The organism is Streptomyces sp. AV19 (assembly GCF_015999245.1).
Classification (GTDB): Bacteria; Actinomycetota; Actinomycetes; order Streptomycetales; family Streptomycetaceae; genus Streptomyces.
The window spans coordinates 101426-117358 of sequence record NZ_JAEAMR010000009.1 but is presented as its reverse complement, the minus strand read 5'-3'; the positions used below and the strand labels follow the sequence as shown (position 1 = coordinate 117358).

Genomic DNA, 15933 nt, shown 5'->3' with positions numbered 1-15933 from the left:
GGACGGACAGCAGCCAGAGGAGGAGGCACCTGGCGTCCGGGGACAGGCGGGGGTGACGGATGATGTCGTTCGGTACTTGCGTGAATCGGCTTGCGGGCGCGATAACATGGCGCAGCATCCCAGGGTTCCTCATTCAACCTTGGTGGTGTAGGCCCCTGCGGTGTCCTCCTACAGACACGCGGGGGCCGCTTCGTTGTGAAGTTTGTGTGGCCGAGAGTACACGCAACTCTGTGCCTGAAACGGCCGGTTGAGTTCTCGAACTCACGAGCTGGGGGCTTGCGTTGGTCATTGCGCGCCATCGGTTTTGGTTCTGCGCCCTTGACCGTTGCCGCCCATGAGCGGAAGGCTCGCAAGAACTCGCAACCGGCTTGATTGGGGAGGGCGCCATGGACCTGACCTTCATCGGGATCGACCCGGAGACCACCGGAGGTGGTTCGGCGACTGCCTGGGTGCATGAGGGCACGGCTGACCTCATCCTCCAGGGGGGAGAGGGCTGATGAGTTGCTGGAGGCGCAGATCAGCCGAACCGATTGGGTGCCCGGCCATGACCGGGGTATCCCCGAGCACGAGACCGTGATCCGCATTCCGGCCCGGATGGTGCCGATTCTGAGGGAGGCATGCAATGCCGCAGAACGACGTGCCCGACTTCTCTGAGCTGCTCCGTGCGGCTCGGCGCACAGCCGTCCATCTGGAGATGCGGGACAGCTACGCTGTTGGCGACGAGGCCGGCGGCTTCGAGCAGTTCAGGCGGACAGGCGAGGCCGACCTCGACCCCGACTCGGCGTTCTGGCTGGGTTGGACCCCGCTCGTCCGCGAAGCGGTCGGACGAGGAATCGTGATGCGCCGGGCCCGGATCGTTTCCGAGCCGGTCACCGACTACATCCGGTATGAGCATGCCCTGACCCCGGTCAACATCGCCGTCGGCGAGCAGGTTCGTTGGCTGCCGCGGCGTGAAGCTTCGGACATCGCACTGCCGGGCAACGACTTCTGGCTGATCGACGACCGGCTGGTGCAGTTCAACCTCTTCACCGGGGACGGAGATTGGGCATCCCCGGGCGAAGCATGCACGGAGGACCCCGCCGTGGTCAGGCTCTGCTCATCCGCGTTCGAGGCCGTGTGGGAGCGCGGCATCGACCACGAGAAGTACACCGTCTGACCGCACAGCCCGTTCATGCCCGTCCCTCCCTCTTCGAGCGCCCGGGCGGCCCGCGACGCGCTCGCCGTACGCCTGCTGAACCTCCGCAAGGACGCCGGTCTCACCGGGCGGGAACTGTCCGCCCGGTGCGGCTGGCACCCCGCGAAGACCACCCGGCTCCAGAAGGGCATGGTCGCCCCCACGGACGCGGACATCCGCGCATGGTGTGCTGCTTGCGACGCGGACGACCAAGCCGGGGATCTGATCGCGACGGCCCGCGCGGTCGACTCCATGTATCTGGAGTGGCGCAGGCTCCACAGAACCGGCATGCGCAAGGTCCAGGAGGACTTCTACGCCCTGCACGGGCGAACTCGGGTGTGCCGGGTCTACGCCTCCAACGCGGTGCCGGGTTTCATTCAGACTCCCGCGTACGCGACCGCGCTCATGCAGTCCATCACGGATTTCCAGGGCACCCCCAATGACGTGACGGAAGCGGTGGCCGCCCGAATCGCTCGCTCCCGCTTCCTCTACGAAGGAGGCCACCGCTTCGTGGTGCTCTTGGAGGAGTGGGTTCTGAGATCCCGAATCGGGTGCCACGACACGATGGTCGGCCAGCTTCGGCACCTCCTCACAGTGATGCCGCTGGCGTCCCTCTCGCTGGGCGTCATCCCGTTCACCGCACAGCGGATCATGTGGCCGTTGGAAGCCTTCTACCTCTTCGACGACCGGCGCGTCCTCGTCGAGACCCTCACAGCCGAGGTCAACGTGACCCAGCCGCGTGAACTCACCGACTATCACCGGGCATTCGCCCAACTGTCGAAGACGGCTGTCCATGGGGACCAGGCGCGCGCCTTGGTCGAGGCGGCACTCGACGCCCTCGGGTGAACTCACGCAATTACCCGCAATTTCCTGGCTTCCAGGGTTCGTTGCTTCCTAGCTTCTCCTCATGACTCCGGACACCGAAGCAGCCGCACAGCAAGCAGACGCCTTCATGGCGGGGAAGCGGAGGGCGGACGACGCCGCCTTCATGCTGGGCCAGGTGCTCAAGACGATGGGCATCACCGTGGGCGACCGGGACTCCTGGCCCCAGCTGACGGGACGCGCCTCCCTGGCAGGCACGCCGTACGTCTACCTGGGCACGGTGCCCCTGGCCACGGCCCGGACGCTGGCCAACGCCCTGGTCTACGCCGAGTCGGCGCGACGGGCGCAGCCGTAGAGGCCCTCGGCGGGGGACGTGCTCCCTACCGGCCGGGCCGACTCCAGCGGATCTCTCCGTCGACCACGACATCGGACGCCGTCAGTCCGAGAGCTCGGGCGATACCCATCGACGCCTCGTGCCGGGGGTGGATGTACGCGACCAGCCTGCCCACCCCTCGCGCGCGGAGCCATTCCGTCATGGCGAGCGCTCCCTCGCGCCCGTAGCCGTTGCCCTGGTGGGCGAAGCCGACAACCCAGGCGAGGGTCGCCTCAAGGCATCCGCCGGCCGGACGGCTCAGTGTGGATTGCACGGTTCCGACCAGTCGCCCGTCCGAAGTGCGGCGCAGCATCCAGTTCAGCCAGCCCTGTGTGCCGTCCGGCGAACTGCCCTTCGCCTGCCGGGCGTATCGGTCTTCGAGTTGAGCCAGGGACCTGGGCGTTCCGCCGGTCCATGTGTGAAGCCGGGCATCGTTGAACACCGAGAACGCCTCTGTCGCGTGACCTGGGTGAAGCGGTTCCAGAAGCAGACGGGGCATCGACAGCGGGGATGCGACGGGCCAGGACTCCGAGGAGGGCATTGCCGGATCGTAGCGGCAGGCCGTGTCCCTCGGAGTGGTGCAGCCGAGCGTCCCCGGGCGGGAGCGACTGAGCGCGGTGCGGGCCCAGGTGGTCTTGACCCTTGAATTGCGGGCGTTTTGGTCGTGAAGCCCCGGCCACCACGCCGCCGCGCACGACCAAATCGCCCGCTACCCGCATTCCGACGGCTACACCACGGGACACGAGATTTCGAGAGCGGCCGCGTGACGATGTGGACCCGCCCGATGCTGCCGCCGGTTTCCCGGTGCTTCTGGATGAGGTCGACCCATTCGTCTTCCTCGGGGACTTCCACCGGTTGACCGGACAGGAACCGGGAGAACTCTTCGGCTTCCTGCGGGACGATGTGCTGCGGCAGGGTTTCGAGCCGCCGTGCTTCCTTTGTGAAGTCGCGGAACTTGGCGTCCCAGGCGTCACCGGCCAAGAGCACGTAAGCCGCCCTCAACTACCTCGCGTTCTGGCCCTGGTTGAGCCCTCCGGCCTCGACGTCGGACAAGGCCGGCACAGGGCGTCCATGCCGCACTGGCAATATTCCCGTCATGAACTAAAGATCACATCGTGCCCGAGGGCTCAGACCGTCCACACCCCCGTCGCCGCCACCTCCCGCGCATAGTCCGCGAAATCGCGCGGCGCGCGGCCCAGGACCTGCTGGACGCCGTCGACGAGCCGCGCGTTGCGGCCGTCCGTGATCAGGGCGAGCAGGTCGGCCACTTCGGTGGGGAGGCCGTGCTCCGCGAGGTGCGCGCGGAATGCCTCGTCCGTCACCGGGGTGTAGCGGATCTCTCGGCCCGTCGCCTTCGACAGTTCGGCCGCCACGTCGTGGAAGGTCAGCAGGCGCGGGCCGCCGAGTTCGTAGATTCGGCCGGTGTGGCGGGTGTCGGTGAGGGTGGCCACCGCTACCTCGGCTATGTCTGCTGTGTCGATGAAGGGTTCGGGGGCGTTGCCGGTGGGGAGCAGTAGTTCGCCGGACAGGACCGGGTCCAGGAAGAACGCCTCGTCGAAGTTCTGGAAGAACCAACTCGCGCGCAGGATCGTCCAGTCCGCGCCCGAGGACTGGAGTGCGCGCTCGGTGACCCGGGCGCCCTCATCGCCGCGCGAGGAGAGAAGGACGAGGCGTCGCGCCCCCTTCCGGACGGCGTGGCGGGCGAACTCGCCCACCACCTCGGCGGCTCCGGGCATTCCCAGGTCCGGGTAGTACGTGATGTAGGCGGCTCCGACGCCGTCCAGTGCGGCGTCCCAGGTGGAGGGGTCCTCCCAGGAGAAGGGCGGGGTCGCGGAGCGGGAGCCGATTCTGACCGGCAGGCCGCGGGCGGTGAGGAGTTCGGCGACGCGGCGGCCGGTCTTGCCGGTGCCGCCCAGGACGAGCGTGGGCTTCGGTGCTTCTTCGGCGGTCATGATCTGTTCAAGCCGGGAAGCGCCCGTTCGATTCCCGGTCGGTGTCCGGCGGTGTCAGAAGTCCGTTCTGCTGTTCAGGGTCGCGCAGACGTCCATTGTTCTTGTGCCGCCGGTGTGTTGGATCGTGATGCGCATGCGGCTGTCCTCGTCGGCGAAGTTGGCGACGAGGCCGTCGCTGCCGAACCGCACGCTGTTCGTCGTGCTGATGGCGCACTGATCGGGGCCGTCCTCGTCCGCTGCCGCCGCGGCCGCCGTGCCCGCTGCCGCGAGCAGGGCGAGAGCCGTCAGCGCGGCGATCCGGTTCCGACGCTTCATTCCGGTCTCCCCTGCTCGCGAACCTCCCCCCGTCCAGGGTGGCAGGACGCGTCGACCGTCGCACAGGGCCAATCGGCTGATTGCCGCGGGCGGCTACGCCCGGCGCAGCCGCAGGACGTCCTGGTCGTGGCGGATCCGGAAGCCGCCGTCCGCCGTCGAGAACTCCCGGCGTACGTACTCCCGCAGCCGCCGCCGGGCCGGGAGGGCCCTCAGGCCCGGGACGGTGAGCAGGAGTTCGGCCACGGCGAGGACGTCCTTCTGCGCGGTGGCGCGGTAGGTGCTGGGCAGTGTTTCCAGGCGGCAGTCGGCCAGGAGGCCCGCGGCCCCGGCCTCCAGGCGGGACGCCAGGGCGCCGAGGTCGAAGCGCGCGCCGGTGAAGTGGCGCACCATGCGCATGCAGTCGTTGTCCGGGTTCTGCAGCATGACGACCAACTCGCCCCCGGGCGCGACCCAGCGCAGCATGCGCTGCACCGTCGCGGCCCAGTCGGCGGGCGGGAGGTGGTAGAGGACGTGGGCGCAGACCGCGAGGTCGGCGGTCACCTCGACCCGCACCGTGTTCACGGGGTCGGGGAGGATCAGGGCGTCCGGGCAGGCCCGCCGCAAGGCGTCCCGCATGGGGGCGCTCGGTTCGACGGCGACGACGCGTTCGAAGTGCCGTGTCATGTGCCGCGCGAGGTCGCCGCGGCCCGCGCCGATGTCCAGGAAGACGCGGCGCCGCGGCAGTTCGCCGGCCAGTCGGTCCAGGTAGGCGCCGGAGAGCTCCTTCTGGTCCGTTCCGGCGAGGAAGATCTCGAAGACGTGGCGGTACTCCTCGCTCGACATGTCGAGCATCCGTGCGGTGTCGTTCGGACGAGTCGGAGGTGCCATCCGCCGTCCTTTCTCCGTCGGTCGGACCGTCGGTCGGACTGAGGATGCCCACGGGGAGCACCGTGACTCCAGTGATTTCAGGTCACTCGACGGTCACGTCACTTGACGGTCACGCGGAACGTGAGGGAGCGCGGCAGCCCCGGCGAGTAGCAGCCGCTCTTCGTGTCCGTTCCGCAACGGTTGGTGAAGGCGATGCGGGTGTCGCCGGGCTTCACCGCCTCATAGGTGAAGTACTTCGTGTGGCCCGCGCCGGCCGCCTCCTTCTCCCACTTCGTCCGGTGGGTGCTGGTCCCGGCCGCGCGGACGGCGTCGCCCGGCGGCCCGGGGACGACGGGGCGCCACTCGCGGCGGGCCGAGGCGTTCTCGCGGAGGGCGAGGGAGAAGCGTTCGCCCCGCTTCACGCGCAGCGGGCCCTGGACGCGGTCCCGGGCGTCGTCCGTCGTCGTCCGCTCCTCGTGGACCGTGCCGAGGGGGTCGTCGCGGTCGCCACCGCAGCCGGTGAGCGTGAGCAGCAGCAGAACGGCCGTGACGGGCGCGACGGGCGCGGTACGGCGATGGCGCATGGAATTCCTCGGCAAGGGGGGTTGTCAACGGCCCGGACGGGTCATCCTGACCCGCCCCCTGTCCGGCCCGTCCCGGCATGTCACAGAAGGTGGTGACGTGATTCAGGTCACCTTTCACGCCGGTTGAGGCATACGTCGTTCGAATTCGGTTAGGCGCGGCCCGTTGACGGCCGAGCGCCCTGCGCCCGGCCGCCGGCGTGACAGCACGGAAACCGGAAGCGGAAGCAGAGGCAGACGAATGTCGGCAGTCGAGACGATCCACGTGGACGGGGTGTGGCGGGCCGCCGCCTCCGGCGAGCGGCGGGAGGTGCTCGACCCCGCCGACGCCAAGGTCCTCGCCGTGGTCGCCGAGGGCGGCGCCGAGGACACCGACGCGGCCGTCGCCGCGGCCCGGGCCGCGTTCGACGCCGGCCCCTGGCCGCGCACCCCCGTCGCCGAGCGGGCCGCCCTGCTGCGCCGCGTCGCGGACCTGCTCCAGCGCGACCGCGAGGAGATCGCCCTCGTCGAGAGCCGTGACACCGGCAAGACGCTGGAGGAGGGCCGGATCGACGTCGACGACGTCACCAACGCCTTCCGGTACTTCGCGGATCTGGTGGTCAACGAAGGGGGCGGGCGCGTCGTCGACGCCGGCAGCAGCGACGTGCACAGCGTCGTCGTGCACGAGCCCGTCGGCGTCTGCGCGCTGATCACGCCGTGGAACTACCCGCTGCTCCAGGCGAGTTGGAAGGTCGCCCCGGCGCTCGCCGCGGGCAACACCTTCGTCATCAAGCCCAGCGAGGTCACCCCGCTGTCGACCGTGCACCTGGTGCGCCTCCTCGCCGAGGCCGGGCTGCCGGCCGGCGTGGCCAACCTCGTCACCGGCGCGGGCGACCCCGTCGGCGCCCGGCTCTCCGAGCACCCGCACGTCGACCTCGTCTCCTTCACCGGCGGACTCGCCAGCGGCACCCGCGTGATGACCGCCGCCGCGCCCACCGTCAAGAAGGTCACCCTCGAACTCGGCGGCAAGAACCCCAACGTCGTCTTCGCCGACGCCTGCGCCACCGACGAGGGCTTCGACACCGCCGTGGACCAGGCGCTCAACGCCGCGTTCATCCACAGCGGCCAGGTCTGCTCGGCCGGTTCGCGCCTGATCGTCGAGGAGTCGGTGCGCGAGCGCTTCGTCACCGAACTCGCCCGCCGCGCCGAGAAGATCCGGCTCGGCCGCGGCACCGAGCCGGGCGTCGAGTGCGGCCCGCTCGTCTCCGCCGCGCAGCTGGCCAAGACCGAGGCGTACGTCGCCTCCGCGCTCGCCGAGGGCGCGGTGCTGCGCTGCGGCGGCGCCCGCCCCGAGCCGAGCGAAGTCCGGCCCGCCACCGGCTACTTCTACGAGCCGACCGTCCTGGACCGCTGCAACCGCGGCATGAAGGTCGTCCGCGAGGAGACCTTCGGGCCGATCCTCACCGTCGAGACGTTCCGTACCGAGGACGAGGCCGTGGCCCTCGCCAACGACACCGAGTACGGCCTCGCGGGCGCCGTGTGGACCCGCGACGCGGGCCGCGCCCGCCGCGTGGCCGGCCGGCTGCGGCACGGCACGGTGTGGATCAACGACTACCACCCCTACCTGCCGCAGGCGGAGTGGGGCGGCTTCGGCAAGTCCGGCATCGGCCGCGAACTCGGGCCCGCCGGCCTCGCCGAGTACCGCGAGAGCAAGCACGTCTACCAGAACCTCGCCCCCGCCCCCGTCCGCTGGTTCGCCGGCTGACACACGAAAGACCGGCTGGCAGACGAAGCCCGGCTGACACACGGAAGTGCCGGCCGGTACACGAAAGCCGGCCGACACCCCCGTACCACCCATCAGCGCAGCACCTTCAGCGACAGAGGAGTAGCCCCGAATGCCCCCCGCAGTTGCCCCCGCAGCCCCGAAGATCACCGCTGACTACGTCGTCGTCGGCGGCGGCACCGCCGGCTCGGTGATCGCCTCGCGACTCGCCGAGGACCCCGGGACCAGCGTCGTCGTCATCGAGGGCGGCCCGACCGACATCGACCGCCCCGACGTCCTCACGCTGCGCCGCTGGCTCGGCCTGCTCGGCGGCGACCTGGACTACGACTACCCCACCACCGAGCAGCCGCGCGGCAATTCGCACATCCGGCACAGCCGCGCCAAGGTGCTCGGAGGCTGCTCCTCGCACAACACGCTGATCTCCTTCAAGCCGCTGCCGGGCGACTGGGACGAGTGGGCCGCCGCCGGGGCCGAGGGCTGGGACGCGGCCTCCATGGACCCGTACTTCGGCAAGCTGCGCAACAACATCGTCCCGGTGGACGAGAAGGACCGCAACGCCATCGCCCGCGACTTCGTCGAGGCCGCGCGGAAGACCGCGGACGTGCCGCGCGTCGGCAGCTTCAACGAGAAGCCCTTCCACGACGGCGTCGGCTTCTTCGACCTCGCCTACCACCCGGAGAACAACAAGCGGTCCTCCGCCTCCGTCGCCTACCTCCACCCGCACATCGAGGCGGGCGACCGCCCCAACCTCCGCATCCTGCTGGAGACCTGGGTGCACAAGCTGGAGCTGGACGGCGACCGGGCGACCGGCGTCCGCGCCCGCACCAAGGACGGGCGGGAACTGCTCGTCGAGGCGGGACGGGAGGTGCTGCTGTGCGCGGGCGCCGTCGACACGCCGCGCCTGCTGATGCACTCCGGCATCGGCCCGAAGGCCGACCTGGAGGCCCTGGGCATCCCCGTCGTCCACGACCTGCCGGGCGTCGGCGAGAACCTGCTCGACCACCCCGAGTCGGTGATCGTCTGGGAGACCGACGGGCCGATCCCCGAGAACTCGGCGATGGACTCCGACGCGGGCCTGTTCGTCCGGCGGGACCCCAACTCGTCGGGGCCGGACCTGATGTTCCACTTCTACCAGATCCCCTTCACCGACAACCCCGAGCGTCTCGGCTACGAGAAGCCCGAGCACGGCGTGTCGATGACCCCCAACATCCCCAAGCCGCGCAGCCGCGGCCGGCTGTACCTGACGAGCGCCGACCCGTCCGTCAAGCCCGCCCTGGACTTCCGCTACTTCACGGACGAGGAGGACTACGACGCGCGCACCCTAGTCGACGGCATCCGCCTCGCCCGCGAGATAGCCAAGGCCGAGCCGCTGGCCGGCTGGCTCAAGCGCGAGGTCTGCCCCGGTCCGGAGATCACCACGGACGAGGAGATCAGCGAGTACGCCCGCAAGGTCGCCCACACCGTCTACCACCCGGCCGGCACCTGCCGCATGGGCGCCGCCGACGACGAACTCGCCGTCGTGGACCCGCAGCTGCGCGTCCGGGGCCTGAACGGGGTGCGCATCGCGGACGCCTCCGTCTTCCCGACGATGACCGCCGTCAACCCGATGATCGGCGTGCTGATGGTGGGGGAGAAGTGCGCGGAGCTGCTTGCGTCCACCCCTGACGAGAGGAGTGATCGCCGGTGACTGTTACCACCACCGCAGCCGATGCCACCACTGCCGCCGATACCGCCACGGATGCGGTAACGGAGGCCGACGCGGCGCCCGTCTTCTCCGTCCGCAACCTGTGGAAGGTCTTCGGGCCGAAGCCCGAACGCGTCCCCGGCACGGAGCTGGCCGGGCTCTCCCCGGAAGACCTGCGCGAGCAGCACGGCTGCACCGTCGGCGTCCGCGACGTCTCCTTCGACGTCCGCCCCGGCGAGGTCTTCGTCGTCATGGGCCTGTCCGGCTCCGGCAAGTCCACGCTGGTGCGCTGCCTGACCCGGCTCATCGAGCCGACCAGCGGCAGCATCGCCATCGACGGCGAGGACGTCCTCGGGATGGACAAGAACGCGCTGCGCGAACTGCGCCGCCGCCGCGCCGCCATGGTCTTCCAGCACTTCGGCCTGCTCCCGCACCGCACCGTGCTCGACAACGTCGCCTACGGGCTGGAGATCCAGGGCGTCGCCAGGGCCGAACGCCGCGCCAGGGCCGCCGAGATGATCGACAAGGTCGGCCTGTCCGGCATGGAGGGCCGCCGTCCCGCGCAGCTCTCCGGCGGCCAGCAGCAGCGCGTGGGCCTCGCCCGCGCGCTCGCCGCCGACCCCGAAGTGCTGCTGTTCGACGAGCCGTTCAGCGCCCTCGACCCGCTGATCCGCCGCGACATGCAGGAGGAGGTCGTCCGGCTGCACCGCGACGAGGGCCGCACCATGGTCTTCATCACCCACGACCTCGCCGAGGCCCTGCACATCGGCGACCGCATCGCGCTGATGCGCGACGGCCGCGTCGTGCAGTGCGGCACCCCCGAGGAGATCGTCGGCTCCCCGGCCGACGACTACGTCCGCGACTTCGTCCGCGACGTGCCCCGGGAGCAGGTGCTCACCGTGCGCCGGGCCATGCGCCCGGCCACCCTCGCCGAGGCCCGCGGCGGCTCCGGGCCCACCGTCGGGGCCGGCACGACCGTCGCCGAGGCCATCGACGTCGTCGCCCGCGACGGCAGCCCCGCCCGTGTCCTGGACGACGGACGGTGCGTCGGCATCGTCGACTTCAAGTGCCTGCTGAGGGTCGTCGCGGGCCTGGAAGGCCATGGCCGCCTGGAGAAAGCCGCCGCATGAGCACCACCGGTACCACCACCCCCCGTTCCGTGGTCACGGCTCCCGCTCCGGACCGGCTCCGGGCGCTGCTGCGCCACCGGACCGCCCGCAAGCTCCTGCTGCTGGCCGCGGCCGGGGCGGTGCTCGCCCCGCTCGCCCACGTCCTGTGGGGGAGCGGCGGCTGGCCCGGCGCGCTGAGCGTCTCGCTCGACGGGCCGCTGCGCTCGGCCGGCGACTGGATCGTGGACAACCGCGACAGCCACTGGCTCTTCCTGTACTTCTTCGGGTACATCAGCGCGGGCGTCATCGCCGCCGTGCACGGCGTGTACGTCGTGCTGCTCGCCCTCGGCTGGGCGGGCGTGACGGCCGGCGCGGCCCTGGTCGCCTGGCGGGCGGCCGGGGTACGGGCCGGGGTCACGGCCCTCGCGTCGTTCGCGGCGTGCGGGCTGCTGGACATGTGGGTGCCCACGATGCGCACCCTCGCGCTGATGGTCGTCGCCGTCGCCGCGTCCGTCCTCGTCGGCGCGCTGCTCGGCCTCGCGGCCGGGCTCTCGGAGCGCGCGTTCCGCGTGCTGCGGCCCGTCCTCGACACGATGCAGGCGCTGCCCGCCTTCGCGTACCTGCTCCCCGTCGTCCTGGTCTTCGGCATCGGCGTCGCCCCCGCCGTCCTGGCGACGGTCGTCTACGCGGCCCCGCCGATGGCCCGGCTGACCGCGCTCGGCCTGCGCTCCACGGACCGCGGGGTCCTGGAGGCGGTCGACTCCCTCGGCGCCACCGGCCGCCAGCGCCTGCTGACCGCCCGCCTCCCGATGGCGCGCGAGCAGCTGCTGCTGGGCGTCAACCAGGCGATCATGATGGCCCTTTCGATGGCGGTCATCGCCTCGGTGATCGGCGCGGACGGCCTCGGCGACCGGGTCTACCAGGCCCTGTCGACGGTGGACGTGGGCGCGGCCCTGGCGGCGGGCATCCCGATCGTGCTGCTGGCGGTCGTCCTGGACCGCACGACGTCGGGCCGCGCGCGCCGCCCGCAGGGCGAAGCCGGTGGGCGCACCCGGACCGCCACCACATGGGGCCTCGGCCTGGCCGCCGTCGCCGCACTGGCGCTGACCGTCCCCGACACCTGGCCCAAGTCCTGGGTGATCGAGATCGCCGGGCCGGTCAACAAGGCCAAGGACTGGCTCGTCGACCACCTCTACACCGGCATCCCCGGCATCGGCGGCACCGCCGACTGGGCCGCCCGCTACACGGGCTGGGTCCTCGACCCGCTCCGTGACGGCTTCACGGCCCTCCCCTGGTGGGGCGCCCTGCTCCTCGTGGCCGCCCTCGCCTGGTCCATCGGCACCTGGCGCACCACCCTGACCGCCGTCCTCGCCCTCGCCGCCATCGGCGTCATGGGCCGCTGGGACACCGCCATGGACACCCTGTCGCAGGTGCTGGCGGCCGTCGCCGCCACGCTCGTCCTCGGCTTCGCCGTCGCCGTCGCGGTGGCCCGCAGCCGGCGCACGGAGCGGTGGCTGCGCCCGGTGCTGGACGTCTTCCAGACCATGCCGCAGTTCGTCTACCTCATCCCGGTGGTCGCCCTGTTCGGCGTGGGCCGGGCCCCGGCCGCCGCGGCCGCCGTCGTCTACGCGCTGCCGGCCGTCATCCGCATCGCGGGCGAGGGGCTGCGGCAGGTCAGCCCGGGCGCCATGGAGTCCTCGCGCTCCCTCGGCGCGACCGGACGGCAGCAGCTGCTCCAGGTCCAGTTCCCGCTCGCGCGGCCCGCGTTGCTGCTCGCGGTGAACCAGGCCGTGGTCCTCGTCCTCTCCGTCGTCATCATCGGCGCGCTCGTCGGCGGCGGCGGGCTCGGCTACGAGGTCGTCTTCGGCCTGGCGCGCGGCGACCTCGCCGTCGGCCTGGTGGCCGGCGTCTCGATCGCCTGCCTGGGGCTGATGCTCGACCGGGTCACCCAGCCGACGAAGGGGGCGCACGATGCGCGCTGCTGAGTTTTCCCGGGGGGCAACCCCCGGACCCCCGGCCGGAACCACGGGCCCCCGGGGCGCGCTGGACCGGCGACGCGGGGCGGGCATGAAACGCCTGGCCGCCGCCGGGGCCGCGTTCGGCCTCCTGGCCCTTACCGGCTGCGGCGCCGCCGACATGACCAAGCAGGGCTCGCCGTACGCCAACGCGGCGGGCGCCAGGACCGTGACGCTCTCCGTCCAGTCCTGGGTCGGCGCCCGCGCCAACACGGCGGTCGCGCAGTACCTGCTGGAGCACGAGCTGGGCTACCGCGTCGACACCGTCCAGGTCGACGAGGTCCCCGCCTGGGACGCGCTCAGCCAGGGCCGCGTGGACGCCATCCTGGAGGACTGGGGCCACCCCGAGCAGGAGAAGCGCTACGTCCGCGACAAGAAGACCGTCGCCGACGGCGGCCCGCTCGGCGTCGACGGCCACATCGGCTGGTGGGTCCCGAAGTACTTCGCGGACGCCCACCCGGACGTCCTCGACTGGAAGAACCTCGACAAGTACGCGGCGCGGCTGCGCACCCCCGAGAGCGGCGGCAAGGGCCAGCTCCTGGACGGCTCCCCGTCCTACGTCACCCACGACAAGGCGCTCGTGAAGAACCTGAACCTGGACTACCAGGTGGTCTTCGCGGGCTCCGAGGCGGCGCAGATCACCCAGATCAAGCAGTTCGCCAAGGACCGGAAGCCGTTCCTGACCTACTGGTACGAGCCGCAGTGGCTCTTCAACCAGGTGCCGATGGTCGAGGTCAAGCTGCCTCCGTACACCGACGCGTGCGCGGCGAAGGGCGAAAAGGACCCCGACTCGGTCGACTGCGCCTACCCGACGTCCGAGTTGAGGAAGTACCTCAACGCCGATTTCTCCCGGGACGGCGGCGACGCGGCCCGCTTCCTGAAGAAGTTCCGCTGGTCGAAGCAGGACCAGAACGAGGTGGCCCAGCTGATGGCGGAGGACAAGCTGTCGGCGGAGAAGGCGGCGGAGCGCTGGGTCAAGGCGCATCCGGACGTGTGGAAGGCGTGGGTGGACTGACGTCCGGCCCGCCGCGGGCCAGGGCCCGCCGCCAGTGCCCGGCCTTCTCGACGAGGTCGTCGCTGACGTGCCGCAGGACGCGGCCGGCGCCCTCCAGCCGGGCGCCGGCCGGCGTCCCCGCGCCGAACACGCCGACCCCCTGGAAGGCGGCCTCGGCCAGCGCCGCGTTCGTCCGGGCGCTCATCAGGATCGCCCGCAACCAGACGTCGTCGTCGATGACGTACCGCTCGGGCCCGCGCCGGCCGTCCCGCTCCCGCCTCACCAGCTCCTGGCCCTCCAGGTAGGCGACGGCCTTGGAGACCGAGGCCGGGCTGACGCGCAGCCTCCGGACCAGGCCGGCGGAGGCCATGCTGCCGGAGTCGGTGGTGTAGAGGCAGGTGAGCACGCGGGCCGGCATCCTCGGGAGCCCCGTGACCACCAGCAGTTCCGTGAAGCGCTCCTCGAAGTCGCGCAGCGCTCCGGGGCGTTCGGGCTCCGGGGCGGGCGGGGGCGTCGTGCGGCGGCGGGCGCGCCATTCGGACGCCCGGTGGGCGTGGTCGGCGCGGTAGCCGCCGGGGCCGCCGTTGCGGTTCACCTCCCGGCTGACGGTCGAGGTCGGCCGGTCCAGGCGGCGGGCGATCCCGGCGTACCCCAGCCCGTCGGCCAGTCCGGCCGCGATGGACCGGCGGTCGTCGTGGGTGAGCCTGCCTCCGGGCATGTGCCCCCTCCTTCTGCCTGTGGGCCTTCTGCCCGCGGTAGGGGACATTGTGCGTTCACCCTCACTCCCTTGCAACGGCCGGCGTCGTGAATTGCATTATCCGGCAAGGCCATTGCAACAATCGGCCGCCAATAGCCAGCTGATCAAGCACATTTGACGCCGGCCGCATTGCTGCCGTGCGAAACGCAACGTAGCTTTCACGGAGTTGTGAACCGTCCCCGTCCGAACGTCCCGACGTCCCGACGTCCCGACGTCCGAAAGGAAGCGCGATGACCGACACCCCCTCCGTCCTCACGGAGCTCCCCGTCACCCGCCCTCCGGGGTGCCCCTTCGACCCGCCCGAGGAGCTGACGCGGCTGCGCGATCGGCAGCCGCTGAGCCGGCTGGTCTTCCCCGACGGCCACGAGGGCTGGCTGGTGACGAGCCACGCGCTGGTCCGCGCGGTCGCGGCCGACACCCGCTTCAGCTCGCGCCACGAGCTCTGGCACTCGCCGATACCGGGGACGGGCGACATGCCGCAGCAGCCTGCTCCGCCCGGCATGTTCATCGGCATGGACCCGCCCGGGCACACCCGCTACCGGCGGCTGCTCACCGGCCGCTTCACCGTCCGCCGCATGCGCCAACTCACCGAACGCGTCGAGCAGATCACCGCCGAGCGGCTGAACGCCATGGAGCGCATCGGCCCCCCGGTGGACCTGGTGGAGGCGTTCGCGCAGCCGATCCCCGCGCTGACGATCTGCGGGCTGCTGGGCGTGCCGTACGAGGACCACGAGTTCTTCCAGCGGAACGCGACCGCGCTGAACAGCCACGACCTGTCCCCGGAGGAGCAGTACGCCGCCTACGGCGCCCTCCTGGAGTACCTGCGCGAACTGGTCCGCGCCAAACGGGCCGAGCCCACCGACGACCTGCTCGGCGACCTGACGGCCACCGACCTCACCGAGGAGGAACTGGGCAACATCGGGGCGCTGCTGCTGGGCGCCGGTCTCGACACCACGGCCAACGTGCTCGCCCTGGGCGTCTTCGCCCTGCTGAGCCGCCCCGCCGGGCTCACCGCCCTGCCCCTCGGCGATCCCGACACCGCCGTCGAGGAACTGCTGCGCTACCTGAGCGTCGCCCACACCGGGATACGGACGGCCCTGGAGGACGTCGAACTGGACGGCCGGCTGATCAAGGCGGGCGAGACGCTCGTCATCGCCGTCCACGCCGCCAACCGCGACCCGGCGAAGTTCGCCGACCCCGACGTCCTCGACCTGCGCCGGAAGGCCACCGGGCACCTGGCCTTCGGCCACGGCGTCCACCAGTGCCTCGGCCAGCAACTGGCCCGCGTCGAACTGCGCGTGGCCCTCCCCGCGCTGGCCGCCCGCTTCCCCGGCCTGCGCCTGGCCGTACCGCCGGAGGAGGTGCCGCTGCGGGGGAGGGGAGTGACCGGTGGAACTCGACGCGGACCGCGAGCGCTGCGTGGGCGCGGGTCGTCGATCCCACCCCGGCCGCCCGCGCGCCGCGCGGCGGCACGGCTGGCGGCCGGGGCGTGCCCGGTGGGGGCGATCACGGTGCGCGCGTGACGACGGCCGCTCCCGCTGCTTCCGCT

15 protein-coding genes and 2 pseudogenes are annotated in these 15933 nt (G+C 71.5%); 10 read left to right on the top strand and 7 right to left on the bottom strand.

The window, feature by feature from the left end; genetic code table 11:
- The first annotated feature begins 386 nt into the window (after nucleotides 1-386).
- From I5Q34_RS17035 to I5Q34_RS17020, 4 genes and pseudogenes are all read left to right on the top strand, one after another.
- Nucleotides 387-654 (top strand): annotated as a pseudogene (locus I5Q34_RS17035) (hypothetical protein).
- Nucleotides 623-1156, top strand: coding sequence for a DUF6879 family protein (locus I5Q34_RS17030; RefSeq protein ID WP_199893144.1), 534 nt, complete (start codon nucleotides 623-625; stop codon nucleotides 1154-1156). The pseudogene I5Q34_RS17035 and the gene I5Q34_RS17030 overlap by 32 nt, the downstream one beginning before the upstream one ends.
- Before the next feature lie 15 nt (nucleotides 1157-1171).
- Nucleotides 1172-2020: a helix-turn-helix transcriptional regulator gene (locus I5Q34_RS17025; protein WP_199893143.1), complete on the top strand. Its 849-nt coding sequence runs from the start codon at nucleotides 1172-1174 to the stop codon at nucleotides 2018-2020.
- Between the two features lie 61 nt (nucleotides 2021-2081).
- Nucleotides 2082-2351, top strand: coding sequence for a hypothetical protein (locus tag I5Q34_RS17020; RefSeq protein ID WP_199893142.1), 270 nt, complete (start codon nucleotides 2082-2084; stop codon nucleotides 2349-2351).
- Nucleotides 2352-2376: 25 nt separating this feature from the next.
- On the opposite strand, the gene I5Q34_RS17015 is transcribed toward I5Q34_RS17020, so the two are convergent.
- The 6 genes and pseudogenes from I5Q34_RS17015 to I5Q34_RS16995 all read right to left on the bottom strand — a co-directional run bounded on the left by I5Q34_RS17015 (nucleotide 2377) and on the right by I5Q34_RS16995 (nucleotide 6066).
- Nucleotides 2377-2910: a GNAT family N-acetyltransferase gene (locus tag I5Q34_RS17015; protein ID WP_199893141.1), complete on the bottom strand. Its 534-nt coding sequence runs from the start codon at nucleotides 2908-2910 to the stop codon at nucleotides 2377-2379.
- A gap of 266 nt (nucleotides 2911-3176) precedes the next feature.
- Nucleotides 3177-3356 (bottom strand): annotated as a pseudogene (locus I5Q34_RS36055) (DUF6879 family protein); the annotation flags it as partial.
- A 140-nt stretch (nucleotides 3357-3496) separates the two neighbouring features.
- Nucleotides 3497-4321 (bottom strand): NAD(P)H-binding protein, encoded by an 825-nt coding sequence (locus I5Q34_RS17010; protein WP_199893140.1) that lies wholly within the window; start codon nucleotides 4319-4321, stop codon nucleotides 3497-3499.
- Nucleotides 4322-4375: 54 nt separating this feature from the next.
- On the bottom strand, nucleotides 4376-4636 hold the full coding sequence (locus I5Q34_RS17005; protein ID WP_199893139.1) for a hypothetical protein: 261 nt from the start codon (nucleotides 4634-4636) through the stop codon (nucleotides 4376-4378).
- Nucleotides 4637-4729: 93 nt separating this feature from the next.
- Nucleotides 4730-5503 carry a bifunctional 2-polyprenyl-6-hydroxyphenol methylase/3-demethylubiquinol 3-O-methyltransferase UbiG gene (locus tag I5Q34_RS17000; RefSeq protein WP_199893138.1) on the bottom strand — a complete coding sequence of 258 codons (774 nt, stop codon included), beginning with the start codon at nucleotides 5501-5503 and terminating at the stop codon, nucleotides 4730-4732.
- A gap of 98 nt (nucleotides 5504-5601) precedes the next feature.
- On the bottom strand, nucleotides 5602-6066 hold the full coding sequence (locus I5Q34_RS16995; protein WP_199893137.1) for a protease inhibitor I42 family protein: 465 nt from the start codon (nucleotides 6064-6066) through the stop codon (nucleotides 5602-5604).
- Nucleotides 6067-6304: 238 nt separating this feature from the next.
- Between I5Q34_RS16995 and I5Q34_RS16990 the strand changes: the two genes are divergently transcribed.
- From I5Q34_RS16990 to I5Q34_RS16970, 5 genes are all read left to right on the top strand, one after another.
- Nucleotides 6305-7807: an aldehyde dehydrogenase family protein gene (locus I5Q34_RS16990; RefSeq protein ID WP_199893136.1), complete on the top strand. Its 1503-nt coding sequence runs from the start codon at nucleotides 6305-6307 to the stop codon at nucleotides 7805-7807.
- A gap of 130 nt (nucleotides 7808-7937) precedes the next feature.
- Nucleotides 7938-9512 (top strand): GMC family oxidoreductase, encoded by a 1575-nt coding sequence (locus I5Q34_RS16985; RefSeq protein ID WP_199893135.1) that lies wholly within the window; start codon nucleotides 7938-7940, stop codon nucleotides 9510-9512.
- Nucleotides 9509-10639: a glycine betaine/L-proline ABC transporter ATP-binding protein gene (locus I5Q34_RS16980; RefSeq protein WP_199893134.1), complete on the top strand. Its 1131-nt coding sequence runs from the start codon at nucleotides 9509-9511 to the stop codon at nucleotides 10637-10639. Before I5Q34_RS16985 ends, I5Q34_RS16980 begins: the two co-directional genes overlap by 4 nt.
- Nucleotides 10636-12603 (top strand): proline/glycine betaine ABC transporter permease, encoded by a 1968-nt coding sequence (locus tag I5Q34_RS16975; RefSeq protein WP_199893133.1) that lies wholly within the window; start codon nucleotides 10636-10638, stop codon nucleotides 12601-12603. The genes I5Q34_RS16980 and I5Q34_RS16975 overlap by 4 nt, the downstream gene beginning before the upstream one ends.
- A gap of 82 nt (nucleotides 12604-12685) precedes the next feature.
- A complete protein-coding gene (locus I5Q34_RS16970) occupies nucleotides 12686-13648 on the top strand; it encodes an ABC transporter substrate-binding protein (RefSeq protein WP_199893132.1) in 963 nt (320 codons plus the stop codon).
- On the opposite strand, the gene I5Q34_RS16965 is transcribed toward I5Q34_RS16970, so the two are convergent.
- A complete protein-coding gene (locus I5Q34_RS16965; RefSeq protein ID WP_199893131.1) occupies nucleotides 13608-14345 on the bottom strand; it encodes a helix-turn-helix domain-containing protein in 738 nt (245 codons plus the stop codon). The genes I5Q34_RS16970 and I5Q34_RS16965 overlap by 41 nt on opposite strands.
- Before the next feature lie 269 nt (nucleotides 14346-14614).
- Here I5Q34_RS16965 and I5Q34_RS16960 point away from each other — a divergent pair, with 269 nt between their 5' ends.
- A complete protein-coding gene (locus I5Q34_RS16960; RefSeq protein WP_199893130.1) occupies nucleotides 14615-15907 on the top strand; it encodes a cytochrome P450 in 1293 nt (430 codons plus the stop codon).
- Nucleotides 15908-15933 lie beyond the last annotated feature (26 nt).